At 52.3% G+C, this 24,639-nt stretch carries 22 protein-coding genes, 1 tRNA gene and 1 rRNA gene; 1 reads left to right on the top strand and 23 read right to left on the bottom strand.

All coding sequences use genetic code 11. The features are described from left to right. Nucleotides 1-105: 105 nt before the first annotated feature. From KJS40_RS02285 to KJS40_RS02180, 22 genes are all read right to left on the bottom strand, one after another. A 16S ribosomal RNA gene (locus tag KJS40_RS02285) occupies nucleotides 106-1,641 on the bottom strand. A gap of 297 nt (nucleotides 1,642-1,938) precedes the next feature. Beyond that, nucleotides 1,939-3,144 carry a tyrosine--tRNA ligase gene (tyrS, locus tag KJS40_RS02280; RefSeq protein ID WP_213538910.1) on the bottom strand — a complete coding sequence of 402 codons (1,206 nt, stop codon included), beginning with the start codon at nucleotides 3,142-3,144 and terminating at the stop codon, nucleotides 1,939-1,941. A gap of 18 nt (nucleotides 3,145-3,162) precedes the next feature. After that, the gene (locus KJS40_RS02275; protein ID WP_213538909.1) at nucleotides 3,163-3,780 is read right to left on the bottom strand and encodes a superoxide dismutase; all 618 of its coding nucleotides are present in this window, start codon (nucleotides 3,778-3,780) and stop codon (nucleotides 3,163-3,165) included. Between the two features lie 675 nt (nucleotides 3,781-4,455). Further along, nucleotides 4,456-4,887, bottom strand: coding sequence for a group III truncated hemoglobin (locus tag KJS40_RS02270; RefSeq protein ID WP_107728977.1), 432 nt, complete (start codon nucleotides 4,885-4,887; stop codon nucleotides 4,456-4,458). A 231-nt stretch (nucleotides 4,888-5,118) separates the two neighbouring features. Next, a complete protein-coding gene (gene rpoS / locus KJS40_RS02265) occupies nucleotides 5,119-6,075 on the bottom strand; it encodes an RNA polymerase sigma factor RpoS (RefSeq protein WP_213539676.1) in 957 nt (318 codons plus the stop codon). 7 nt (nucleotides 6,076-6,082) lie between these two features. Continuing rightward, the gene (locus KJS40_RS02260) at nucleotides 6,083-7,051 is read right to left on the bottom strand and encodes a peptidoglycan DD-metalloendopeptidase family protein (protein ID WP_244859662.1); all 969 of its coding nucleotides are present in this window, start codon (nucleotides 7,049-7,051) and stop codon (nucleotides 6,083-6,085) included. Between the two features lie 107 nt (nucleotides 7,052-7,158). Next, the gene (locus KJS40_RS02255) at nucleotides 7,159-7,821 is read right to left on the bottom strand and encodes a protein-L-isoaspartate(D-aspartate) O-methyltransferase (RefSeq protein WP_025040475.1); all 663 of its coding nucleotides are present in this window, start codon (nucleotides 7,819-7,821) and stop codon (nucleotides 7,159-7,161) included. 61 nt (nucleotides 7,822-7,882) lie between these two features. After that, entirely contained in the window at nucleotides 7,883-8,623 is a 741-nt protein-coding gene (surE, locus tag KJS40_RS02250; protein WP_025040476.1) for a 5'/3'-nucleotidase SurE, read from the bottom strand. A gap of 104 nt (nucleotides 8,624-8,727) precedes the next feature. Then, nucleotides 8,728-8,804 (bottom strand) — tRNA-Pro (locus KJS40_RS02245). 99 nt (nucleotides 8,805-8,903) lie between these two features. Next, nucleotides 8,904-9,284 carry a MerR family transcriptional regulator gene (locus tag KJS40_RS02240; RefSeq protein WP_213538907.1) on the bottom strand — a complete coding sequence of 127 codons (381 nt, stop codon included), beginning with the start codon at nucleotides 9,282-9,284 and terminating at the stop codon, nucleotides 8,904-8,906. Then, complete coding sequence (locus KJS40_RS02235; RefSeq protein ID WP_025040478.1) at nucleotides 9,265-9,570, bottom strand: integration host factor subunit alpha; 306 nt, start codon at nucleotides 9,568-9,570, stop codon at nucleotides 9,265-9,267. The genes KJS40_RS02240 and KJS40_RS02235 overlap by 20 nt, the downstream gene beginning before the upstream one ends. 323 nt (nucleotides 9,571-9,893) lie before the next feature. After that, entirely contained in the window at nucleotides 9,894-12,269 is a 2,376-nt protein-coding gene (gene pheT / locus KJS40_RS02230; protein ID WP_213538906.1) for a phenylalanine--tRNA ligase subunit beta, read from the bottom strand. 275 nt (nucleotides 12,270-12,544) lie between these two features. Next, nucleotides 12,545-13,570 (bottom strand): phenylalanine--tRNA ligase subunit alpha, encoded by a 1,026-nt coding sequence (gene pheS, locus KJS40_RS02225; protein ID WP_213538905.1) that lies wholly within the window; start codon nucleotides 13,568-13,570, stop codon nucleotides 12,545-12,547. Between the two features lie 103 nt (nucleotides 13,571-13,673). Next, nucleotides 13,674-14,033, bottom strand: a complete 360-nt coding sequence (gene rplT / locus KJS40_RS02220; RefSeq protein ID WP_025040481.1) for a 50S ribosomal protein L20 — start codon at nucleotides 14,031-14,033, stop codon at nucleotides 13,674-13,676. An 11-nt stretch (nucleotides 14,034-14,044) separates the two neighbouring features. Continuing rightward, the gene (rpmI, locus tag KJS40_RS02215; protein ID WP_025040482.1) at nucleotides 14,045-14,242 is read right to left on the bottom strand and encodes a 50S ribosomal protein L35; all 198 of its coding nucleotides are present in this window, start codon (nucleotides 14,240-14,242) and stop codon (nucleotides 14,045-14,047) included. A 197-nt stretch (nucleotides 14,243-14,439) separates the two neighbouring features. Next, entirely contained in the window at nucleotides 14,440-15,030 is a 591-nt protein-coding gene (infC, locus tag KJS40_RS02210; protein ID WP_348529553.1) for a translation initiation factor IF-3, read from the bottom strand. Between the two features lie 20 nt (nucleotides 15,031-15,050). Further along, entirely contained in the window at nucleotides 15,051-16,967 is a 1,917-nt protein-coding gene (gene thrS, locus KJS40_RS02205; protein WP_213538904.1) for a threonine--tRNA ligase, read from the bottom strand. A 555-nt stretch (nucleotides 16,968-17,522) separates the two neighbouring features. Further along, nucleotides 17,523-18,494 carry a PstS family phosphate ABC transporter substrate-binding protein gene (locus KJS40_RS02200; protein ID WP_244859758.1) on the bottom strand — a complete coding sequence of 324 codons (972 nt, stop codon included), beginning with the start codon at nucleotides 18,492-18,494 and terminating at the stop codon, nucleotides 17,523-17,525. Between the two features lie 194 nt (nucleotides 18,495-18,688). After that, a complete protein-coding gene (gene glmM / locus KJS40_RS02195; RefSeq protein ID WP_213538902.1) occupies nucleotides 18,689-20,050 on the bottom strand; it encodes a phosphoglucosamine mutase in 1,362 nt (453 codons plus the stop codon). Between the two features lie 55 nt (nucleotides 20,051-20,105). Next, nucleotides 20,106-20,882, bottom strand: coding sequence for a dihydropteroate synthase (gene folP, locus KJS40_RS02190; protein WP_213539674.1), 777 nt, complete (start codon nucleotides 20,880-20,882; stop codon nucleotides 20,106-20,108). Nucleotides 20,883-21,028: 146 nt separating this feature from the next. After that, a complete protein-coding gene (ftsH, locus tag KJS40_RS02185; RefSeq protein WP_025040488.1) occupies nucleotides 21,029-22,924 on the bottom strand; it encodes an ATP-dependent zinc metalloprotease FtsH in 1,896 nt (631 codons plus the stop codon). A gap of 157 nt (nucleotides 22,925-23,081) precedes the next feature. Further along, nucleotides 23,082-23,702 (bottom strand): RlmE family RNA methyltransferase, encoded by a 621-nt coding sequence (locus KJS40_RS02180; RefSeq protein WP_213538901.1) that lies wholly within the window; start codon nucleotides 23,700-23,702, stop codon nucleotides 23,082-23,084. A 30-nt stretch (nucleotides 23,703-23,732) separates the two neighbouring features. Here KJS40_RS02180 and yhbY point away from each other — a divergent pair, with 30 nt between their 5' ends. Next, nucleotides 23,733-24,095, top strand: a complete 363-nt coding sequence (gene yhbY / locus KJS40_RS02175; protein ID WP_213538900.1) for a ribosome assembly RNA-binding protein YhbY — start codon at nucleotides 23,733-23,735, stop codon at nucleotides 24,093-24,095. Between the two features lie 46 nt (nucleotides 24,096-24,141). Here the strand turns inward: yhbY and greA are convergent, their stop codons facing one another. Next, nucleotides 24,142-24,618 carry a transcription elongation factor GreA gene (gene greA / locus KJS40_RS02170; RefSeq protein ID WP_213538899.1) on the bottom strand — a complete coding sequence of 159 codons (477 nt, stop codon included), beginning with the start codon at nucleotides 24,616-24,618 and terminating at the stop codon, nucleotides 24,142-24,144. Nucleotides 24,619-24,639 lie beyond the last annotated feature (21 nt).

Raw genomic sequence — 24,639 nt, 5'->3', positions numbered from 1 at the left:
AAAGAGATGGGCTTTTGTCGTATTAGCCTATGGCTCCTTAGCCCCCTAGCTTTGCTTTTTAGACAACCGATAGGTTGTGAGCGCTTGAAACAGGAATTTCTCTAGAAAGGAGGTGATCCAGCCGCAGGTTCCCCTACGGCTACCTTGTTACGACTTCACCCCAGTCATGAATCTCACCGTGGCAGGCGCCCTCCTTGCGGTTAGACTACCTGCTTCTGGTGGAACCCACTCCCATGGTGTGACGGGCGGTGTGTACAAGACCCGGGAACGTATTCACCGCGACATGCTGATCCGCGATTACTAGCGATTCCGACTTCACGGAGTCGAGTTGCAGACTCCGATCCGGACTACGACGCGCTTTCTGAGATTAGCTCCCCCTCGCGGGTTGGCAACCCTCTGTACGCGCCATTGTATTACGTGTGAAGCCCTACCCATAAGGGCCATGAGGACTTGACGTCATCCCCACCTTCCTCCGGTTTGTCACCGGCAGTCTCATTAAAGTGCCCAACTGAATGATGGCAATTAATGACAAGGGTTGCGCTCGTTGCGGGACTTAACCCAACATCTCACGACACGAGCTGACGACAGCCATGCAGCACCTGTGTTACCGTTCCCTTTCGGGCACATCCACCTCTCAGCGGACTTCGGTACATGTCAAGGGTAGGTAAGGTTTTTCGCGTTGCATCGAATTAATCCACATAATCCACCGCTTGTGCGGGTCCCCGTCAATTCCTTTGAGTTTTAATCTTGCGACCGTACTCCCCAGGCGGTCAACTTCACGCGTTAGCTGCGTTACCAAGCCCGTTAAGACCCGACAACTAGTTGACATCGTTTAGGGCGTGGACTACCAGGGTATCTAATCCTGTTTGCTCCCCACGCTTTCGTGCCTGAGCGTCAGTGTTAACCCAGGGGGCTGCCTTCGCCATCGGTGTTCCTCCACATCTCTACGCATTTCACTGCTACACGTGGAATTCCACCCCCCTCTGCTACACTCTAGCCTTGTAGTTTCAAACGCAGTTCCCAGGTTGAGCCCGGGGATTTCACATCTGACTTACAAAACCGCCTGCGCACGCTTTACGCCCAGTAATTCCGATTAACGCTCGCACCCTACGTATTACCGCGGCTGCTGGCACGTAGTTAGCCGGTGCTTCTTCTTCCGGTACCGTCAGTGATCACGGGTATTAGCCGTGACCGTTTCGTTCCGGCTGAAAGAGCTTTACAACCCGAAGGCCTTCTTCACTCACGCGGCATGGCTGGATCAGGGTTTCCCCCATTGTCCAAAATTCCCCACTGCTGCCTCCCGTAGGAGTCTGGGCCGTGTCTCAGTCCCAGTGTGGCTGGTCGTCCTCTCAGACCAGCTACTGATCGAAGCCTTGGTAAGCCTTTACCTCACCAACTAGCTAATCAGACATCGGCCGCTCCAAAAGCGCAAGGTCTTGCGATCCCCTGCTTTTCTCCGTAGAGATTATGCGGTATTAGCACACCTTTCGGTGCGTTATCCCCCACTTGAAGATACGTTCCGATGCATTACTCACCCGTTCGCCACTCGCCACCAGGGTTGCCCCCGTGCTGCCGTTCGACTTGCATGTGTAAAGCATGCCGCCAGCGTTCAATCTGAGCCAGGATCAAACTCTTCAGTTTAATACTGGTAAAACTCTCGCTTGACGTATTTCATGATTCCAGTTTCTATTCCGGATTAACCAGAATATCCGCAGGAATCTTATTACATTGTGCGAGCACTTTGAATCTTGATTTTCCAGTCATATTTGCCTCGAAAGACGAATATGGCCAGATGTCCCGATTCAAGCGCCCACACCTATCGGCTGTAAATTTTTAAAGAGCGGTCTGTTTAGCGAACTTAAAGCTTCACAGGGAAAGGCGGCATTATACGGATACTAAAAACAGAGTCAAGCGTTTATTTCAAACTTCTTTATTCTGCTAAGAGGAAATCGTTACCCTGGCGAATTTTCGCTTGCCTACTTGCACTACTGCACTTTCACCACGACTCAACTTGATGGTCTTGTCGCTGACTTTTTCGCCATTCAATCTTACGCCACCTTGTTCGATCAGGCGTAGCGCTTCTGTGGTACTGGCGGTTAGTCCGGCTTGCTTGAGCAACTGTGTAATCGGCAACCCTTCAGCGTCAGTATACAACATCTTCTGAGGCATGTCATCCGGCAACGCACCGCGCGTGAACCGCGCCTCAAAGTCGGCCAATGCCGATTCCGCGTCTTGTTTGCTGTGGAAGCGGGTAACGAGCTCTTGCGCAAACATCACTTTGATATCGCGCGGGTTGCGGCCGCTTCTCACTTCCTGCTGCCACTGGCGAATGGTACTGACCGGCTCAAATGATAATAGCTCGATATATCGCCACATCAACTCATCGGAAATCGACATGAGCTTGCCGAACATATCGGTGGGGTTCTCGGTAATGCCGATATAGTTGCCGGCTGATTTGGACATTTTGTTGATGCCGTCCAACCCTTCGAGAAGCGGCATGGTGATAATACACTGCGGTAATTGTCCGAAGTGCTTCTGCAATTCCCGGCCCATCAGCAAATTGAATTTCTGATCGGTGCCGCCCAGTTCGATGTCTGCCCCAAGCGCAACCGAATCGTAGCCCTGAATCAATGGATACAAAAATTCGTGAATAGCAATGGCCTTATTACTTCGATAGCGTTTGCCGAAATCCTCACGCTCCAGCATGCGTGCAACAGTATGTGTCGCCGCCAGTTTGATCAGATCCGCGGCATTGAGCGTATCCATCCAGCTGGAATTGAATACCACCTCGGTCTGCTCGGGCCTGAGTATGCGAAAGACTTGATCCTGATAGGATTTGGCATTCTCGGCCACTTGCTCGCGAGAAAGAACGGGGCGCGTCATATTCTTGCCGGTGGGATCACCGATCATGCCGGTAAAATCACCAATCAGGAATAGGGCATGGTGCCCTAAATCCTGTAGATGGCGAATTTTGTTGAGCAGAACGGTATGACCCAGGTGCAGGTCCGGCGCTGTGGGATCAAATCCGGCCTTGACCCTGAGCGGGCGATTTAAAGCAAGCTTTTGCTCTAGTTCGTCTCCCGGCAGAATCTCGGTGCTACCACGCTTGATGATTTCCAGCTGTTCTGAAATTTGTGTTGTCACAGGAACGCCGGGAGTATATTACCTACAATTATCCGCTGCAAAGCCCCAATTGATCAGCTTATCCAGCACTGCATTAACATAATCCACGCGACGATTCTGATAATCCAGATAGTAGGCGTGTTCCCACACGTCAATCGTCAATATGGGCCTTATCCCCTTGGTCAATGGCAGATCCGCATTGCCGGTCTTGCTGACCTGGAGCTTATCGCCATCCTGTACCAGCCATGCCCAGCCGCTGCCAAACTGGGTTGTTGCCGCAGTCGCCAGCTCTTTTTTGCAGGCTTCGACACTACCAAAAGATGCTTCGATTTTTTGCTTCAGCGCTGCTGGCGGTTCGCCGCCGCCTTTAGGCTTCAGGGAATTCCAGTAAAAAGTGTGGTTCCAGACCTGTGCTGCGTTATTGAAAATTCCGGCTTTATCCGCCTTGCCTGCCACCGAAGCAATGATCTCCTCCAGGGATAAATCCTCGAGCTCGGTCCCGGCTATCAGCTTGTTGAGGTTATCGACATAAGTCTTGTGATGCTTGCCATAGTGAAAACTCAGCGTATTTGCGGAAATGACGGGATCCAGCGCATTATCCGGATAGGGTAAAGGCGGCAGAACATGCGGCGCACTTTCAGTCTTTTGGTTGCTCATGATTTTTGCTCCTTGTGTGGTGACATAAAATCCGATCCGTTCCCCTTTGCGAAATACCGAGCGGTAAATTATTTCCGGGGAATAAATAAAACCGATTGATACGCTATTACCAAGATGACCTGAGAACAACGCGTTCTGATTCAGTTCGCGGGATCATTACGAACAACGGCCGATCGAAAAGGGAAATCGAGGTTGGCTTCGGTATAGCTGGATCAGGCGGTTCTTATAGGCAGTATATCCGAAATAAGCGGAAAATAGCGCGCTGCTGTTCGGCAGAATATGGAGTCGAAGCGTCAAGAGATCAGTCCGCCGCCTCATTTTCCGGTCTGCCAACCCGATCACTGGCATCTTGCTGAGAGCAGGTAGAGATCTAATGCTTTATTCAGGCATTGCCGTCCAAAATCCGTCGATGGCCAGACGCCGGAATCAAATAGCGGGTGAAGCCAGCCGAAATCACGTCATGAGCGTAACTGAGGATATGTGGTGGAAGGCTTGGGAAGGTGAATCATTCAGAGAGAGATCGAGCCAGGAATTGAAAGGTCCGAGCCTGGATGATGAGAAATTTCAATCAATGCGCGAGGTGAAAACCGTCCGGAAATCACCCCGCAATGAGCAGATGATTGCGATTACCTCACCTGTGTTGGAATGCGCCAAAAACCCGTTGCATATCAAGCACTATGCACCTTGGAGTTCAACCAGTTGCCTGTCGGGGTAGCGCTCTATCTGATATCTCAGCCACAGCCTGCCACCGATATGCAATGCCAGCATATCGGCGTTGAACTGCAGATCCCGGTTTTCCATCTCACTGGTGGTTTCGCGAAAAAGTTGAAGCCACCGCTCAAATAATTCGGCAGTCAGGCCGGGCAGAGCCACGTGCTTGGGCATGGGGGCACCGCGAAAATGGCTCGTGCCGCGCAGCTTCATCGACCAGAAATCGATCATCTGCACAAAATGCGCATCCCAATTGGTAACATGCGCTTCGAAAATCGGGCCCAGCAACGGGTCTTTTCTGGCTCTTCCGTAAAAGGCATGAACCAGCCGAGAAATTTCCTCTTCGGTACACAAGTCAGGATAGGGTGCTATAAACTCTGGTTGTGGCGTAGTCATGGTAGTCAGAAAATAATAAATATCATTACCGCAGCTATATGGCGAGGTCGCTGGCTTAGGGTTCCCGGGTAAAAACGGGCGCGAGGATTGAAAATTGCAATTTCGTACTTTAGGCAACATTCTATGTGACAAGTTTGCCTTAGTAAAGAGTCAATGCAGGTTTACCACATCTTCAAAATGATTCCGGTCTGTTTAATATTAAAAGAATACCGGAACTGGAAGAATTTAAATCTAGAACACGCCATCCCTGGATACCCCATCACACCTTAGCATTACCCGCAATGTTTGCAGTGCTTCCAACTGAATCTGGCGCACGCGCTCCCGTGTGAGATCGAGATTGGTCGCCAATTGCTCCAGTGTCTGGATTTCGTATCCGTTAAGGCCATAGCGCTTTTCAATGATGAGCCGTTGCTTATCATTCAACCGGTTAAGCCATTCCTGAATGCGACATTTGATCTCAGACTGTTCCACCATATGGTCGGGGCCGGGATTGTTATCGTCGGCGATCGCATCACCAATGGATAATAATGGATCGACATCAAGCGGCGCATCCAATGACATCATGCTCATGTTCAAGGACAACATTCTTTGCACTTCCTTGACGGGACGTCCGAGTAAATGCGCTACATCCTCCGGTTTGGGCTCCTTTCCCGTATGCGCTTCCAGATGACGGGCGGCGTGTAAAATGATATTCAAGTCTTTGATGACGTGCACCGGCAAACGGATGGTTCGCGACTGATTCATGATGCACCGTTCGATGTTCTGCCGTATCCACCAGGTGGCGTACGTCGAAAAACGAAATCCACGCTCCGGGTCAAACTTGTCCAGTGCATGCATCATGCCCATATTTCCTTCTTCGATCAGGTCCAGTAATGCGACGCCATGTTTGGTATAGTGTTTTGCTATATTGACCACCAAACGCAGGTTGCACTCAATCATTTTCTGACGCGCATCAAAATCATCCTGCCTGACCAGGCGTGTCAATTTCGCCTCTTCCTTCGCACTCAACAGCGCATTGTGCCCGATATCATTGAAGTAGATCTGGGTGACATCTGTCAGGAGGAAGTCGCTTGGAGGTTCGGCGCTCGCGCTGGCGGGCGCTTCGGAAATTTCAAGAATATCATCGGGATCCACAGGATCCATCTTGTCAAAGGATTCCTCGTCATCGGTATACTGTAGCTGATTCATCATGGGCTCATCCTGATATTCCGGGTAAATGTTTCAAGGGGTCAACCGGTTTTCCATTCTTGCGAATTTCAAAATGAAGTTTTACCAGACTTGCGTCGGTATTTCCCATCTCCGCGATCTTCTGGCCTTTTACTACTGTTTGTCCTTCTTTCACCAGAATCTTGCTGTTGTGAGCATAGGCGCTGAGGTAAGTATTGTTATGCTTGATAATGATAAGCTTGCCGTAACCGCGCAGTCCGGCACCGCTATAGACCACCTTGCCATTGGCGGATGCGGCTACTGCCTGGCCGGCATTACCTGAAATATCGATCCCTTTCGAATTTTCCGAGAAAACGCCCAATATTTTGCCCCTGGTTGGCCAGATCCAGTCGACGCGATCGCCGTCATTGGGATCTTCTGCTGCTGGAGGTATTGGATTAATTTCGGTACCGGTATTCTTCTCGGTCATCGGGTCGACTTTTACCGGCACCACCAAGGGAAGTGCGCCCGGTAAGTCTTTCAATTGCGCGATGGCCTGGTCCGAATAAGGTAGTTTGAACCCCCTGGGTTCTGTTTTCAGCTTATCCGTGCTGACCTGAGGTTTTGCTCCGTTTGGGGAGACGATGACAGGCGTGGTTACGACCGGGGATGGCAGCGTCGTTTCCCGGATGGGAAATAACGATGGCTGTGCCAGCAGGGAAGGCGAGGATAAGTAAAGTTGCTGTCCGACATGAATGGCGCCCGGATCCGAAATATTATTCCACTCCGCCAAACTCTTCTGATCGATGCCATGGCTCAGCGCGATGCTGTACAGCGTGTCACCTTTTTTTATGATGTATGCGTCAGGTCGCCGGATGGATACCTCGGAACCGGCATTTTCCGGCTCTACCGTCGCGCGATCGACTACCGGCGCGCGATTAGGCGTAGATTCACAACCCGTAACCAAAAGGCATAACACGAGAAGCGGGCAATAGGCTGAAGAAAAAAAACTGCTCATACGAAATGAACGACGCCCCCTGAAAAATTCGCGGCCCAATGCATCACTGCTCAAATACTTCTGCCTGATCCTCGCACGCCTCATTCCCGTCTCTTATTTTGCATCGTTTAACGTTTCCAGATTCCGGGTACTATCGGAACAAACCTGACCTCGTCAAGCATTGTCTCAGTATAACCCTGCAAATTACGTTCGATAACGCACAGATACTGGTCCTGGCTTCCCTTGGGAAAAACTATCCTGCCGCGAATCGCCAGCTGTTCAAGTAATGTTGCTGGAATATGTGTAGCCGCGGCGGTAAAGATAATGCCATCGAACGGTGCGGACTCGGGCAACCCGAGCAACCCGTCAGCATGCTTCAGACGGACATTGTTGAGGCGCAGTTGTCGCAAACGAGTGCGGGTGCGGGTAAGCAAGGGCCCGACTCTCTCGATCGAATAAACCTCCCGCACAAACTGCGCCAGTACTGCGGTCTGGTAGCCGCAGCCCGAGCCGATCTCAAGCACCTTGTCTAGGCCTGAACCCGCGCGCAGCAGCTCACTCATACGCGCTACGGTAAATGGACTCGAAATGGTCTGACCGAAATTGATAGGCAATGCCACGTCGTCATAAGCACGGTTTGCCAGGATTTCCTCGACGAAGATGTGCCGGGGAACGACGCTCATTGCCGCCAGCACCACTTCATCAACGATGCCCCGCGCGCGCAGACGCTCGATCATGCGCGCACGAGTACGCGCCGACGTCATGCCGATACCGGAGTAGTGGGTGTTCAAATTAGCGATACCTTGAACAGGGTGGTGTTCAACCATGCACAATAACCGAAATGCTGTGCTGCTATTTCAACCACTCTTTTACGGCATCCAACTGCCCATATCGTGTCAAGTCAATTTGCAGCGGGGTCACCGATACACGGTTACGCTGAATGGCGAGAAAATCCGTGCCCTCTCCCGCATCCTGAGCAGGCCCGGCTGCGCCTACCCAGTAAACGGTATTCCCGCGCGGGCTCCGCGATTTGACCACGGGCTCCGCCTTATGCCGACGGCCAAGCCGGGTAACCTCCATGCCTTGCAATTCGTCGTATGGGATGTCGGGCACATTGATGTTCAGCAATACCGTCCCGTGAAGCTTGTCGTTTTGGAAACGTTGCACTATTTCAGTCGCTATACGTGCGGCGGTGGAGAAATTACCGGTGGAAAAGCTGGCAAGAGAGACGGCAATAGAAGGGATGCCCAGCAGGAAACCCTCCGTCGCAGCAGCTACGGTACCGGAATAAATCGTGTCGTCACCCATGTTGGCGCCATCATTTATCCCAGACACCACCATATCCGGCAATGTGTCGAGCATACCGGTGACAGCCAGGTGCACGCAATCCGTGGGCGTGCCATTGACATAAAAGAATCCATTATGGGACTTGCGGAGACTCAGGGGCCGATCGAGCGTAAGAGAGTTGCTGGCGCCACTCCGGTCGCGTTCCGGCGCAACCACGATGATATCTGCAATAACGGAAAGCGCTTCGGCGAGACAGGCGAGACCTGGCGCAAAATACCCATCGTCGTTACTGAGCAATATGCGCATTCGAACAGTTACCCAAGTAATTTTTGCTTAGCGGGAGAAAAACATTCGCAAGCGGTGCTGATACCCGCAATATGCGACAGAATCAATCAACCCGTAAGCTTGATTGGTCGGGGCGAGAGGATTTGAACCTCCGACCACTTGCACCCCATGCAAGTACGCTACCAGGCTGCGCTACGCCCCGAACATGGAATTATAACAACAAGCCAAGAGGTTAGGAACCTTAGAAATTGCTATTGCTGCTTTATGACCCGTAGAGCGAGAGCGGAACTACAGAAATGGATCAAGATTGAAGTAATGACACGACACTTTTGATTTCATCTCTCAATAGCGCCAGATCGACTGATGAGGAATGTGGCGCAATCGAATCGGAAACAGGAAGAACTGCCTCGGCCATACCCTGCCCCAAACGGCTGCGAGCGCCATGAATGGTGAAACCGTGTTCGTAGAGCAACTCCCGGATGCGACGAATCAGCAGTACTTCATGGTGCTGATAATAGCGGCGGTTGCCACGCCGCTTGACAGGCTTCAACTGTGTAAATTCCTGTTCCCAATACCGCAACACATGGGGCTTAACGCCACATAACTCGCTAACTTCGCCAATAGTGAAGTAGCGCTTCGTCGGAATGGGCGGCAGAGCGTTGCTAGGTGTTACGTTTTCCATCGTGATTTTCTTCCACCATTGCCTTCAATTTCTGACTGGCGTGAAAAGTGACTACTCTTCTGGCAGTAATGGGAATCTCTTCTCCTGTCTTGGGGTTGCGGCCAGGACGTTGCGGCTTGTCGCGTAGCTGGAAATTGCCGAAGCCGGAAAGCTTGACGCCATCGCCATTTTGCAGGGCGACGCGAACCTCCTCGTAAAAGGATTCCACCATGTCTTTGGCTTCGCGCTTGTTGAGCCCGACTTTTTCAAAAAGCAAATCCGCCAGCTCGGCCTTTGTTAAGGTCATAGTCTCCCTCACCTGTTTAGTTACTTTCAAACCTGGTAGCCTCTGAATAATTTCCGGGGAGCATTCAGTGGCCGCTGAGTTGGCAAAACGAAATATCACAAGACGCAGTGGTTACCTGGGCCTATGGCCTGCAAGCATAATATCGAGTATTCGATCCACTGACGCAGGCATCGGACGGTTCGGCACTCTATGGAGGCTGAGCGCGAATCATTCGCGCTCAGCCTCCGGCCATCGTCTCTCCATCTTGGGATCTCTACGAATCCGGCGCCACTGCGAATCACTATCGGTTCGCACAGTAGCCCCTGGTCATTACTCTGCTTTAATCAGCTGCGGAGTTTTGCCCCGAACTGATTCTGCAAAACATTTATCAACTGTGCGACAACCCGATCTGCTTCCGCGTCGGTTAACGTTTTTTGAGTATCTTGTAATAACATACGGAATGCAAGACTTTTTTTGCCGTTTTCCATACCTTTGCCATGATACACATCAAACAGGGAAATTTCCGAAATAACGGGTAATTTCTCGGCGTGCATGCAGTCCAGCATTGCCTGAACGTGAACATCTTCCGGCACCACCACGGCGATATCCCGCCGTATGGGTGGATATTTTGAAATCTCCGCCGCTTTCGGCAGGGTTCGTGTGACGCTTGCCACCTCCAACTCGAACAGCACAACCGGTTTGGGTAAGCCAAACTTTTGTTGCCAGCGAGGATGAAGCTCTCCCAGATAGCCTGCGATTTTGCCACCCAGGCGGATCAGAGCCGATTTCCCGGGATGCAACGCCGGGTGAGGCGCCGCTTCGACTTCAACTGCTGCTGGACAAAACAGCGCTTCGATATCTGCTTTTACATCATAAAAATCTACCGTGCGCGCCCGCTCGCCCCACTGCTCAGTCATTGCATCCCCGTAGCAAAGACCGGCTAATTTTTCATATTGCGCGTAAGTGTCTCCACTTTTTTCGAAACAATCTCCAATTTCAAACAAACGTATTCTGGGCTGCTTACGGTTGAGGTTGAATTGCAGGTTCGATACCAGGCCGCCGATCAGGCTGCTGCGCATTACCGCTAACTGATTGGACAGGGGGTTTTTCAGTGCTACCGGTGCATTGTTGCCCGCCAGCTCCAATTCCCAGGATGCATCTACGAAAGCATAGTTGATGACTTCCTGGTAATCCCGCCCCGTCATGATTTCCCTCAACTGTGCGAGGGGCTTTAATGTTTCAGGTGCAGGCAGCATGCCCAGTTTCATCTGGGGCAGGGTAGCGGGTATATGATTGTAACCGTGTATGCGCGCCAACTCCTCGATCAGGTCTTCTTCGATGGCAAGATCGAAGCGGTAAGTCGGCGGCGTAACCTGGAAGACATCTCCCGCCACGGAAAAACCGAATTGCAGACGGCGGAATAATTCGGCAATCCTCGCTTCACCAAGATCGATGCCCAGCACTCTCCGGGTCCGTTCCACGCGAAGGCGGATGGGATCACGTTGCGGCAACTTGCCTCTGACCTGGGTAATCGGCCCGGTCCCACCGCCGCAAATATCCAGGATCAAACCCGTTGCGCGCTCCATCGCGTCACGTGTCGCGCCAAAATCTACGCCCCGCTCGAAGCGATACGCTGAATCCGAACTAAACCCGAGTGAAAAGGATTTACCGGAGATCACCTCAGGACTGAAAAAAGCGCTCTCCAGAAATATATCGGTTGCCCCTTGAACCACCCCACTCTCATTCCCGCCCATGATACCGGCGAGCGCCAGCGGCTTGACCTCATCCGCTATGACCAGCATGCCGGGCTGCAGTACAAGGTCTTCTCCATTCAATAATTGGAGCCTTTCGCCGGGCTTGGCATAGCGCACATGAATTGAACCCCTGAGGGCACCTGCAATCTTTGCGAGATCGAAAGCATGGAGGGGCTGACCGGTCTCCAGCATTACGTAATTAGTGATGTCAACCACAGCGTTGATCGAACGCAAACCGCTACGTTCCAGGCGACGGATTATCCACTGAGGGGTAGTAACATCGAGGGAAACGCCACGTACCACCCTGCCACAGTAAAGAGGGCAAGCGTCCGGCGCATCGACTTGTATCGCCAGGGTGTCATCCAACTGGCCTCCAATCGGCTTGATCGTTAACGGCTTGAGATCTTCGAATGTAATCGCGGCCACTTCCCGCGCTATGCCGAATAACCCAAGACAATCCCCGCGATTGGGCGTCAGCTTGAGCGTAAGGAGGTTATCCTCAAGTTCGTAATAATGTCGAAAATCCCCACCGGTTGGTGCACTCTCCGGAAGCAGCAATAAACCGGCCGCGACTTCTTCCAAACCCAGTTCCTTGGCTGAACATAACATTCCGGCGGATTCAATTCCACGTATCCTCGTCCGTTTAATGGTAAGACCCGGCAGCGCCGCTCCTTCCAGCGCACATGGCACCTTCACCCCGGCACGAACATTTGCCGCACCGCAGACAATCTGGAGCGGCTCTTCAGCCTCCGCCAAACCCGCATTGACCTTGCAAATATAAAGGTGGTCGGCGTCCGGGTGCTTGTGCACGGATAGTACTTCGGCCACTACTACCTTGCTAAAGGCTGGCGCCACCGGCTCGATAGCCTCAACTTCCAGGCCGGCCATGGTTAACGCCTGAGCAAGTTCGTCCGTCGATAACGGCGGGTCAACAAAAATGCGCAGCCAATTTTCTGAAAATTTCATTTGAATTTATTTCTCTTTGCGGGAGAGACGGACCGAGTGTACTTGAGGGGGCCTTTCAAGGATCATGCGATGTGTTTGGCGATTACCGCTTATCCACTGCTCGCCGAGTCACACTTGCGCCCCAGGGTTCGCGTAACCTCGCCGCTCTTCAGTATATTCGCAGGGAGTATCCGCGCTACCCAGGCATGCCTGCGTCCTTGCCTCTCCAGATATTTTTGGATTTACCAATTGAGTGGCAAATGCAACATGCTGTTTCCGGTAATCCCGTTAGTCTTTTAATTAAACTGTTTCAGAAATCGTAAATCATTTTCAAAAAACAACCGCAAATCGCTTACGCCGTACCGCAGCATCGCCAACCGCTCGACCCCCAGCCCAAACGCGAAACCAATATATTTTTCGCTGTTTATGCCAACATGCTTGAGAACGTTAGGATGCACCATTCCGCACCCCAGCACTTCCAGCCATCCGGTATAACTGCATATGCGGCAACCGTTTTCGCACTTCACGCAACGGATATCCATCTCAGCGGAAGGCTCGGTAAACGGAAAAAAAGAAGCACGGAAGCGTACCGGCAAATCGTCCCGCTCGAAAAATTGCTGCATGAAATCGGCCAGGACACCTTTTAATGCCGAAAAATTGGCATTTTCATCCACCCAAAGACCTTCTACCTGATGAAACATGGGAGTATGGGTTAAATCAGAGTCGCAACGGTATACTCTTCCTGGCGCAATCACCTTTAAGGGCGGCTGGTTTTTCTCCATATAGCGGATTTGGACCGGCGAGGTATGTGTACGCAGCAAATGCCTGCCGGCCTCGGCATCGACGTAAAAGGTATCGTGCATGGCGCGTGCCGGATGATTCTCCGGAATATTGAGCGCGGTGAAATTGTAGAAATCGGTTTCGATCTCGGGACCGGTGGCTACAGTAAACCCAATTGAATGAAATAGTGACTGGATGCGTTCCAGGGTCCGCGTTATTGGATGCAGTCCGCCCATTCCCAAACCGCGTCCCGGCAGCGTCACATCCAATGCTTCTTCAAGTAACTGTGTCTCCAGTTTTTTTTCCTGGATCGCATCCCTGCGGAAATCAAGTGCCGCTTCCAAGGTTTCCTTCGCCTGGTTTATGCGATGTCCGACGGCGGGACGCTCTTCCGGCGGGAGCTTGCCCAATCCCTTCAGTAATTCCGTCAGTCGGCCGTGCCGGCCTAAATAGCGCGCCTTGGCTTGCTCCAGCTCGGCAATTTCATCCGTACCATTGAACAGGTCAATGGCTTCACTGATAAGGTGATCCAGATTAGTCATACACAAACGAAAATAGGATGGATTACCGGATCTCTACAAGAAAAAAGGAGGCAAGGCGTCTCTGCCTTTAGCCTCCTCGCAGCGATTTTTTTTGCTACTACTGCTATACGGCCAGGCTGGCTTTGGCCTGCTCGACTATTTTCGCAAAAGCCGGCTTATCAAATACTGCAATATCAGCCAGAACCTTGCGGTCCACTTCAATCGCGGCTTTCCTCAAACCGTTCATGAAAACGCTGTAGGGTAACCCGCATTCCCGCGCAGCGGCGTTTATACGAGCAATCCACAAAGCCCGAAACTGACGTTTCTTCTGGCGGCGGTCGCGGTATGCATATTGCCCCGCTTTCATCACCGCTTCCTTGGCAATACGATAAACGTTCTTACGGCGGCCGCGATAGCCTTTCGCCAGATCCAGTACTTTTTTGTGACGGGCGTGAGCCGTTACACCACGTTTTACTCTTGGCATCTCGGTCTCTCCTAGGCGTAAGGCAGCATGGCGCGCACAGACGGCACATCACTGCAATGAATGCCTACGGTTCCCCGTAACTGACGCTTGTTTTTCGTGCTTTTCTTGGTAAGAATATGGCGTTTGAACGCCTGTGCGCGCTTGACGCTGCCGCCTGCTCGCACCGTGAAGCGCTTTGCAGCCCCACTCTTTGTTTTCATCTTTGGCATTGTATTACTCCTGCTTTAACATGACGCCGGGTGTTTCCTGACCGGAACACTTTAAACCCGGAGATCACTTGTTTTTCGAATCGCAATATCACACCGGTGTCCGCTTTCGCGTTATCCGATTCACGCTTGAATAAGCGGTCCCGCTACTCCCTTTCCAACTTCCAACTTCTGCGCGATGGTCAGGTGAGTTTATGTCTTTAATCGGGGGCTACATCAGTTTCCGTAACCCCCTTCGGCTTCCCTTCCTTTGGTTTGACTGCTACTTCTTTCTTTCGCGGCGATAGCACCATCACCATTTGCCGTCCTTCCATTCGGGGAAACTGCTCAACCACCGCATGCGGCTCCAGATCATCCCTGACGCGTTCAAGCAGACGCACACCAAATTCCTGATGTGCCATTTCACGTCCGCGAAACCGCAACGTGATCTTGGCTTTATCACCTTCTTCAAGAAAACTGATCAGGTTACGCAGCTTGATGTTGTAATCGCCATCGTCCGTGTTAGGTCGGAACTTGACTTCCTTGATCTGGATCTGCTTCTGTTTGAGCTTGGCTTCGTGTTTTTTCTTGCTCTCCTGATAACGAAACTTGCCATAATCCATCAGCCGGCACACGGGGGGTCGAGCCGTGGGGGCGATTTCAACCAAATCGACCTCGGCTTCCTCCGCCAAAGTGTTGGCAGCCGCCAGCGCGACTATGCCTATTTGCTCTCCATCTACACCAATCAAGCGCACCTCGGGCGCATTAATCTCCTGATTGATACGGGCTGCCTTTTCTTGAACTATAGTAATTCCCCAAATATGTTAATAAATCAAACCTCGCCCGCTCTCAGACATATCTCTGCTTTGAGCCGTTCTATCAGCATCGGCAAAGACATCTGACCGAGATCGGAGCCTACCCGGGTTCGTACTGAAACCGTTTGCGCAGCTACTTCCTTCTCCCCCACGATGATCTGGTAGGGTAGCTTTTGTAAACTATGTTCCCGTATTTTATAAGTTATTTTCTCATTTCTCAAGTCCGCGCACGCCCGTATGCCGTTATGCTTGAGCTCTTCGGCTACTTTCCGGGCATATTCTGCCTGTCCCTGAGAAATATTCAATACTACCGCCTGGTCCGGGGCAAGCCAAAGCGGCAAGGCACCTGCATAGTTTTCCAGGATAATGCCAATGAAGCGCTCCAATGACCCGAGAATCGCCCGATGCAGCATGACTGGCACCCGACGGGAATTATCCTCGGCCACAAATTCGGCATCTAATCGCTCCGGCATGGAAAAGTCAAGCTGGAGAGTACCACACTGCCACAAACGACCAATGCTGTCCTTGAGCGAAAACTCGATTTTTGGTCCATAGAAAGCGCCTTCGCCGGGCTGCAACTCCCATATGAGCTTCTTATGATTCAATGCGGCTTGTAATGCGGCTTCTGCCTTATCCCACTGCGCCTCCGAACCCACGCGTTTTTGAGGGCGGGTTGAAAGCTTCACCAGTATCTCATCAAAGCCGAAATCGGTATAAACCTTCTGCAACAGATCAATAAATTGTATCACCTCACCCTGTACCTGGCCCTCGGTGCAAAAAATGTGCGCATCGTCCTGAGTAAATGCCCGCACTCGCATAATGCCATGTAAAGCGCCGGATGGCTCATTACGATGACACGAACCGAATTCGGCCAGGCGCAACGGCAAATCCCGATAGCTTTTCAGTCCCTGCTTGAACACTTGGACATGACCAGGACAGTTCATGGGCTTGACCGAAAATTCACGCTCTTCCGATTGAGTGATAAACATGTTTTCGCGGAAATTTTCCCAGTGCCCTGACCGCTCCCATAGACCTTTATCCAGTACCGAGGGTGTGCGAATTTCGAGGTAGCCATTATTGCGGAATATTTCCCGCATGTACTGCTCTATCTCCTGCCATATGATCCAGCCCTTGGGATGCCAGAATACCATACCTGGTGCTTCTTCCTGAATATGAAACAAATCCAGTTGCTTGCCGAGTTTACGGTGATCACGCTTTTCCGCTTCCTCAAGACGACGCAGATAGGCGTCCTGATCTTCCTTTTTGGCCCAGGCGGTGCCGTAAATTCGCTGTAACATCTCATTGCGTGAGTCGCCGCGCCAATATGCTCCCGCAAGCTTCATCAGCTTGAAAACCTTGAGCCTGGATGTGGCAGGCACATGCGGCCCCCGGCATAAATCGGTAAAATTTCCTTGGGAATAGAGCGAAACTTCCTCATTGCCGGGAATGCTCTCGATGATTTGCGCCTTGTAGTGCTCGCCCTGGTTCTTGAAAAAATTGATTGCCTGAGAACGCTCCCAAACTTTGCGCTCGACTTTCAGGTTGCGTGCGCTGATTTCACCCATACGTTTTTCAATTGCGGCCAAATCATCCGGTGTGAATGGACGATGAAAGGAAAAATCATAATAAAAGCCATCCTCTATCACGGGCCCAATGGTTACCTGTGCTTCCGGAAACAGCTCTTTCACTGCATGTGCCAGCAGATGGGCGCTGGAATGACGGATAATTTCCAGCCCTTCCGCGTCCTTTTCGGTAACGATCGTCAAGTCGCTATCAGTTTCGATGGCGCTGGATATATCCACCAGCTTGCCATTTACTTTGCCGGCCAGCGCGGCTCGAGCCAGTCCTGCGCCAATCGACGCCGCGACGTCGCCTACCGTCACCGGGTGTTCATACCTGCGCTCAGACCCGTCCGGTAAACGAATGACAGTCACGACTTATTCCTTTTTTAAAGATATGAAAGTAAAGAAACGACGGAAATTTTACAGTGATCATGGTTCATTCACTACTCACGACTGCAATAACCTATTTTCCCATAGATTTGCGTCCGTGCCCAATCCTGCCTCATCCAATAAAACAGAGTCATAACGAGCGGAATAAGCGGCTTTGGTCCTGAATGCGGAGCAGTTTCCGTAGAGGGAACTGCTCCGGCCCTGAAAACCCGGGAAAAACTGAAAAAAGGAAGAAAAGAAACCGCTAGCAACTTGTCGGACTTGGGGAATCGCAGCGAAAAGGTGACTGGTGAGGGCAGATTTTGCTGATTTTGAAGGCCAATAGTTATTCTGTTGGCGAAAAAGCAGCGAAATATGAACCGGCCAGACGTTTTTGCGGCCGATTTCCTTTAAGTCCGACAGGCTGTCAGGGACGTATGTGTTGGGTAACCGCGGATGTTCAGCAGATCCGTTGTCATTGTAGCTGCCCTGCCGGGATGGCCTGCTGCGCCTTCCTTCAGCGCCATCCCCGATTCGATGCTCCACCGTAGGTGGGAATTATAGGCTGGCCTCGCGCTTGAGTACTTCCTCAATCCTGAGATCCACTTCAGGTTTTCCGCCAAAAACGGTTCCCACCTTCTTTTTGTCAAGATGCTCCAGGTTGGTGGTATAGGCCTGAGTCGGTAATGGAAAGAATTTAACTTCTTGCACCAGCGCAGACGCATTTTTCATGTAGAACTCGATAAACTGCCTGACTTCGGGTCGCTCTGCCGACTTGATGTTTACGTATATGAAAATAGGGCGGGACAAAGGCTGGTAACTTCCTTCCTCCACAGTTTTGGCGGAGGGAATGATAGCCCCTTTACCCGCATCGATGGCAACAGCCTTCAGTTTTTTCTTATTTTCGGCATAGTAGGCAAAACCAAAAAAACCGAGGCCGTTCTTGTCGCTGGCCACTCCCTGCACTAATACGTTATCATCCTCGGACGCCGTAAAATCCCCACGGCTCGATTTGGCCTTACCGACGATGGCTTCCGTAAAGTAATCGAAAGTACCCGAATCCGCGCCCGCGCCGTAGAGCTTGATCGTTTCATCGGGCCATGCCGGGTTCACCTGACTCCATTTGGTGATTTTACCCTGCGCCGCAGGCTCCCATATCTTCTTCAACTCTGCGACGGTAATCGTGTTGCTCCAGCCGTTCTTCGGATTCACTACCACAGTCAGCGCATCAAATGCGATCGGCATTTCGACATATTGAATGCCCGTTTTTTTGCAATCGTCCATTTCCTTTTTAAGAATAGGGCGCGAAGCGTTGACGATATCTGTCTCACCACGACAGAATTTCTTGAAACCCCCGCCAGTCCCTGAAATGCCGACTGTGACTTTAACCGCACCTTTCGTGTCCTTCTGAAAATCTTCGGCCACTGCTTCAGTAATTGGATAAACGGTACTGGAACCGTCGATTTTCACAATTGCATCAGCTCCCGCAATGCCGTTGATACTGATCAGTCCGGCAAATACGACAGACATTCTCATTTTATTGCTATTCGATAATTTCAACATTTCCCCCGTTTACTTGTCAGATGATCAGATATCGCATTTTTGGAGCATCAGTCATGCTAGGTCATTAGTATTACGGTCTTGTGACATTCCTTGTGAACCTGACAGGTTCTTGCGGGCACGACCGGATACCTCGCACCCATGGCACCTGCTTTATCGACGTTTCATTCCACTGCAGCGTTTCGTACGATATCCGCTATTTTTTCCGCCCAATGTTTAACCTTCTGCTTGGACTCACCCTCGACCATCACTCGTATCAGAGGTTCTGTGCCTGACGGGCGCAATAGCACGCGGCCGCTATCGTCAAGATCGCGCTCGGCTTCTGCCTGGGCCGCTTTGATCGCCACATTGGCACGCGAATCGAACCCCTTGGGGACCTTGACGTTAATCAACTGTTGAGGATATAGCGTGACGCCATGTGCAAGCTCCGGCAGCGTTTTGGCGAAATCTCTCATGGCATATAACACTTGCAGCGCGGAAATAATGCCGTCGCCCGTGGTATGTTTATCGATGCAAAGAATATGGCCAGAGCCTTCGCCGCCCAGTTGCCAGCCTTCTTTCTGCAATAGCTCCAATACATAGCGGTCGCCGACGTTAGCGCGGGCAAACGGGATATCCAGTTTCCTTAAACCGTTTTCCACCGCGAGATTAGTCATTAATGTTCCCGCTACTCCGCCCTTGAGCAACCCCTTCTGCTGGCGATGTTTGGCAATAATATAGATCAGCCGGTCGCCATCGTAAAGCACGCCTTTTTCGTCAGCCATGATTACGCGATCACCATCACCATCAAGCGCAATACCAATATCGGCGTGATGCAGCCGGACCGCTTCCTGCAGGGCGGCACCATGCGTGGCGCCGCATTCGAGATTGATATTGAGGCCGTCGGGCTGCGCGCCGATGGCCACAACATCCGCACCCAGTTCATGCAGCACCGGGCCAGCAATTTGATATGTCGCACCATGAGCGCAGTCAACCACAATCCGCAAACCGCGCAGATCGAGATGATTCGGAAAGGTACTTTTGCAGAATTCGATGTAACGCCCTCTGGCGTCATTGACCCTGCGCGCTTTCCCGAGCTGCGCTGACGGCATCGATTTGATGGGTGCCTTAAGTCCTGCCTCTATCGCATGCTCGGTCACATCGGGCAACTTCGTGCCCGATGCGGAAAAAAACTTGATGCCGTTGTCTTCGAACGGGTTATGTGAAGCGGAAATGACGATGCCCGCCTGCAGCCGCAGGGCGCGAGTGAGGTAAGCCACCGCCGGCGTCGGCATAGGCCCCGAAAGCAGCACATCCACTCCTGCGGCGGAAAGTCCTGCTTGTAAAGCCGATTCAAGCATGTACCCTGATATGCGAGTGTCCTTACCGATCAGTACCGCTGGACGTTCGCCTTTGGATAAATGCCATTCTGACGATGCCAGGACCTGGCCGGCAGAATAACCAAGATGCATAACAAATTCGGGCGTGATAGGCATCTCTCCTACACGCCCGCGTATGCCGTCAGTTCCAAAATATTTTTTTGTCAATTGAAGGCTCCGTTGATAGTTACAACCCAGCGGCAGCGTAAGCGCGCTCTGCAGTTTATTGTCGTTGCTCAATAATATTATAAACCGCTAGCGCATCCCTGGTTGCTTTTACATCGTGTACCCGCACAATTGCCGCACCCCTCGCCACTGCCGCCAAAGCGGCGGCAATACTGGCGTGAATCCGGTTGCTCACTTCATTACCGGTAATTTTCCCCAACATTGCCTTGCGCGACAACCCCACCATTACCGGCACGCCAAGATCGGTGAAGCGGTCAAGATGGCGCAGCAACTGGATATTATGGTCGTGCGTTTTACCAAAGCCAAAACCGGGATCCATCACCAGCAACTCGCGCGAGATACCTGCGGCTTGCGCCGCATCGAGGCGCTGTTGCAGAAAGATTTTCACTTCCGCCACCACATCATCGTATCGAGGATCGATTTGCATGCTGTGCGGGGCACCGCGCATGTGCATGAGGCATGCTGCCACGCCTCCGGCCGCAACCGCCTCCAGCGCACCCGCTGCCTGTAGCGCATTGACATCGTTAATCATGGCTGCGCCGGCCGCTATCGACGCACGCATCACCTCCGGCTTGGAGGTATCGACCGAAACAGATACGTTCATGCCGGCCATAGCTTCCACTACCGGGATGACGCGGCGCAGCTCTTCTTCCACACTGATGGAGGTGCTGCCGGGACGGGTGGATTCGCCGCCGACATCCAGCCAGTCCGCTCCCTCTTCAATCAGGCGTACCGCATGGCGGATCGCACGTTCTGTCGATCCGCACAAACCGCCGTCGGAAAAGGAGTCTGGCGTTACGTTGACGATCCCCATCACGAGGGCGCGGCCAGGATGATGCGCGTTAAATTGCGGAAATAGGGGCACGGAAATCCGGGGATATAGTCGTCAATTAGAAAATGAAAAAGGCGGGACGAGCCCGCCTTTTTCTTTTAGATGCCCAGCTTGGGAATATCTTACGCTCAAACTTCCTGAGCTGGTGTTGCTGTTGGCGCTGGCGCCGTCGGAGGCGTATTGTCCCTGGGCGGCGTCGGCGTGGACTTGCTGGGCTTCGGAGCCCGCGGTGGGCGACCTTCCATGATATCGCCGATCTGATCAGAGTCTATGGTTTCCCATTCCAGCAGCGCTTTGGTCATCACCTCGATTTTGTCGCGGTTTTCCTCTATCAGCTTACGGGCCAACGTGTACTGCATATCGATGATACGGCGAATTTCAACGTCCACCTTCTGCATGGTGGCTTCGCTGACGTTCTTGTGGGTGGTAACGGAACGACCGAGAAAAACTTCTCCCTCATTCTCGCCATATACCATTGGACCAAGGGAATCCGACATGCCCCATTGCGTAACCATACGCCTTGCCATTTCCGTGGCACGCTCGAAGTCATTGGATGCGCCCGTCGTCATCTGCCCCATGAACACTTCCTCGGCGATACGTCCGCCGAAGAGCACCGCAATGTTCTGCAGAATTTCCTCGCGGTCCATGCTGAAGCGGTCTTCCGTCGGCAACTGCATTGTCACACCTAGCGCGCGTCCTCGCGGAATGATGGAAACCTTGTGTACCGGATCGGTCCTAGGCAGCAGCTGCGCCACTACCGCATGCCCGGATTCATGATAGGCGGTGTTGCGCCGTTCGCGTTCCGGCATCACCACGGAGCGACGTTCCGCGCCCATGAAGATCTTGTCCTTTGCGCGCTCGAAGTCGTCCATATCCACGAGCCGCTTATTGCTGCGTGCCGCAAACAGCGCTGCCTCGTTCACCAGATTGGCCAGATCGGCACCGGACATCCCCGGCGTACCTCGCGCAATGATTTCCGCATGCACATCGGGCGCGATCGGTACCTTGCGCATATGTACGTGCAGTATTTGCTCGCGCCCACGAATGTCGGGTAGCGGCACCGTCACCTGCCGGTCGAAACGGCCAGGACGCAATAGCGCCGGATCAAGCACATCAGGCCGGTTGGTCGCTGCAATCACAATCACGCCGGCGGTTCCCTCGAAACCATCCATCTCGACCAGCAGTTGGTTCAATGTTTGTTCCCGCTCGTCATTCCCACCGCCGAGGCCTGCGCCGCGTTGACGGCCGACCGCGTCGATTTCATCGATAAAAATAATGCAGGGTGCGTGCTTCTTGGCTTGCTCGAACATGTCACGCACTCTCGCCGCACCGACACCGACGAACATTTCCACAAAATCAGAGCCGGAAATACTGAAAAACGGAACTTTGGCCTCACCCGCAATCGCGCGAGCCAGAAGAGTTTTACCCGTGCCCGGGCTTCCCACCATCAACACACCGCGGGGAATCCGTCCCCCCAGCTTCTGGAACTTACTGGGATCGCGCAAGAATTCGACCAGCTCCGAAACCTCTTCTTTGGCCTCCTCGCAACCCGCCACGTCAGCAAACGTTACCTGATTGGTGGACTCGTCAAGCATGCGCGCCTTGCTCTTTCCGAACGAGAACGCACCACCACCCCGGCCGCCTCCCTGCATTTGACGCATAAAGAAAATCCATACGCCTATCAGTAGAAGCATCGGGAACCATGAAACGAAAATGTTCATCAGCAGCGATGGCTCTTCTTCCGGTTTGGCGTCAATGATGACGCCCGCCTTCAGCAGGTCGCTCACCATCCAGGGATCCGAAGGTGTGTAGGTGGTAAACCGCCGGCCATCGGATTTGGTACCTTTCAGCGTTCGCCCTTCAATGGTCACCTTGGCAATCCTGCCCTGCTTTACTTCGTCGATGAACTGCGAATATTCCATCGGTGCCTGTGCCGCCTGTCGCGTGCTGAACTGATTGAACACCGTCATCAGCACCAAAGCAATCACAAGCCAGATGGCCATGTTTTTAATGAGATTGTTCAAGATAGCTCCTTGGCTTGCGCCGTCAAAATCCTTGAATGCTTCATTCTAAACCCATTTCGAGATTTATAATAGCCGGCCTGCCATGGCTCTTATAGCATTTCGTAAACCCGGTGTTTCGTAAACTCGCCTGCATATCATTTGCTTTCGGTTCAAATGCTCATCTCCGCTTCCCCATCCCCAGCAAATAGAGTTCACTGCTGCGACCGCGGGATGCCTCAGGCTTACGTGTTATCACCCGACTGAATGTAGCACGCATTGTGCGTAAAAACCCTTCAAAACCGGAACCTTGAAATACTTTGACGAGAAAATTACCATCAGAGTTCAATCGCTCCGCGGAAAACTCCAAAGCAAGCTCCGCCAGATACATACCGCGCGCTTGATCGGTTACTCCTATGCCCGTTATATTAGGTGACATATCCGAAATTACAAGGTCAAGGGGATATTTCCCTAGATGTATTTTCAGTTCCGCTAAAACGGACGCCTCAGTGAAATCGCCTTGAATGAAGGTGACCCCGGGCAAAGCCGCCATTTCCAGCCGATCCAGCGCAACCACCCTGCCTTTTCCAGCCAATTTTTCTGCCGCCACTTGTGACCAGCCACCCGGAGCCGCGCCGAGGTCTACCACTGTCATGCCTGGCCGAAGCAAATGATCACGCTCGGCAATCTCGATCAGCTTGTAAGCGGCACGTGAACGGTAACCTTCTTTTTTTGCCTGCTTTACAAAAAAATCATTCACATGCTCTTTCATCCAGGCTTTGCTGGTTTTGGAGGATTTCATCGCGTAAAATGGACGATTTTCGGAAAACTAATGTTAGAACTTGCACTCGCCAGACGGCGAGCACTCAAGGCGCTTGCCCATGCCATCAAGCCAGTTGTCTGGATAGGCGGAGCCGGTCTGTCGGAAGGCGTTATCCACGAGCTGGATCAGGGCCTCAAAAGTCACGAGCTGATCAAAATCAAGGTATCCGGGGATGAGCGTGAAGCAAGAAATATCCTGCTGGGTGAAATCTGCGAGCGGCTCGGAGCCGCTCCTATACAGCATATCGGCAAGATACTGGTGATCTATCGTCCCAAGCCGGAAAAAATAAGCTCACCTGATACTACCCCTCTTCGCAATGAGAAGAAGTCACGCCGAACCAGACAGGGTTTACCGGGTGGTATCCCGAACTGATACGTTACTGCGCATTGCCCATCGAAAGATATGGATATGGCAATGCTCAAACATATCTGACGTCAAGAATCTCATACTCCCGCAATCCACCCGGCGCCATGACTTCGGCCACATCCCCGGGGTACTTGCCGATCAGCGCGCGAGAAATGGGAGAGCTGATGGAAATTTTTCCCTCCTTGATGTCGGCTTCGTCGTCCCCGACAATCTGGTAAGTTACCGTCGTCGCGTTGGCCATGTCCTCCAGATCGATCGTTGCGCCGAATACACAGGCGCCATCCGCGTCGAGCAAAGCGGGATCGATGACCTGAGCATTGGAAAGCTTGCTCTCCAATTCAGCGATGCGTCCCTCGATAAAACCCTGTCGTTCCTTGGCGGCTTCGTATTCCGCATTTTCGGAAAGATCACCGTGAGCGCGAGCTTCCGCAATCGCCGCGATAACGGCCGGACGCTGCACGGTTTTCATTTCTTGCAATTCAGCGCGCAGTTTTCCGGCGCCGACTACTGTTAAGGGAATTGTGCTCATAAGACTTTTATCACCACCTGT

The organism is Nitrosospira sp. NRS527, from assembly GCF_018406445.1.
Lineage (GTDB): Bacteria > Pseudomonadota > Gammaproteobacteria > Burkholderiales > Nitrosomonadaceae > Nitrosospira > Nitrosospira briensis.
Note: the sequence above shows the minus strand (reverse complement) of the source record. Positions and strands in the feature narration are given on the sequence as shown.

Coding starts and splice junctions, on each gene's coding strand:
- KJS40_RS02275 (WP_213538909.1), bottom strand. CDS start 3,780: ATGAGCAACCAAAAGACTGAAAGTGCGCCGCATGTTCTGCCGCCTTTA.
- KJS40_RS02270 (WP_107728977.1), bottom strand. CDS start 4,887: ATGACTACGCCACAACCAGAGTTTATAGCACCCTATCCTGACTTGTGT.
- rpoS (WP_213539676.1), bottom strand. CDS start 6,075: ATGAATCAGCTACAGTATACCGATGACGAGGAATCCTTTGACAAGATG.
- KJS40_RS02260 (WP_244859662.1), bottom strand. CDS start 7,051: ATGAGCAGTTTTTTTTCTTCAGCCTATTGCCCGCTTCTCGTGTTATGC.
- surE (WP_025040476.1), bottom strand. CDS start 8,623: ATGCGCATATTGCTCAGTAACGACGATGGGTATTTTGCGCCAGGTCTC.
- KJS40_RS02240 (WP_213538907.1), bottom strand. CDS start 9,284: ATGGAAAACGTAACACCTAGCAACGCTCTGCCGCCCATTCCGACGAAG.
- KJS40_RS02235 (WP_025040478.1), bottom strand. CDS start 9,570: ATGACCTTAACAAAGGCCGAGCTGGCGGATTTGCTTTTTGAAAAAGTC.
- pheT (WP_213538906.1), bottom strand. CDS start 12,269: ATGAAATTTTCAGAAAATTGGCTGCGCATTTTTGTTGACCCGCCGTTA.
- pheS (WP_213538905.1), bottom strand. CDS start 13,570: ATGACTAATCTGGATCACCTTATCAGTGAAGCCATTGACCTGTTCAAT.
- rplT (WP_025040481.1), bottom strand. CDS start 14,033: ATGCCAAGAGTAAAACGTGGTGTAACGGCTCACGCCCGTCACAAAAAA.
- rpmI (WP_025040482.1), bottom strand. CDS start 14,242: ATGCCAAAGATGAAAACAAAGAGTGGGGCTGCAAAGCGCTTCACGGTG.
- KJS40_RS02200 (WP_244859758.1), bottom strand. CDS start 18,494: ATGTCTGTCGTATTTGCCGGACTGATCAGTATCAACGGCATTGCGGGA.
- folP (WP_213539674.1), bottom strand. CDS start 20,882: ATGGGGATCGTCAACGTAACGCCAGACTCCTTTTCCGACGGCGGTTTG.
- KJS40_RS02180 (WP_213538901.1), bottom strand. CDS start 23,702: ATGAAATCCTCCAAAACCAGCAAAGCCTGGATGAAAGAGCATGTGAAT.
- yhbY (WP_213538900.1), top strand. CDS start 23,733: ATGTTAGAACTTGCACTCGCCAGACGGCGAGCACTCAAGGCGCTTGCC.
- greA (WP_213538899.1), bottom strand. CDS start 24,618: ATGAGCACAATTCCCTTAACAGTAGTCGGCGCCGGAAAACTGCGCGCT.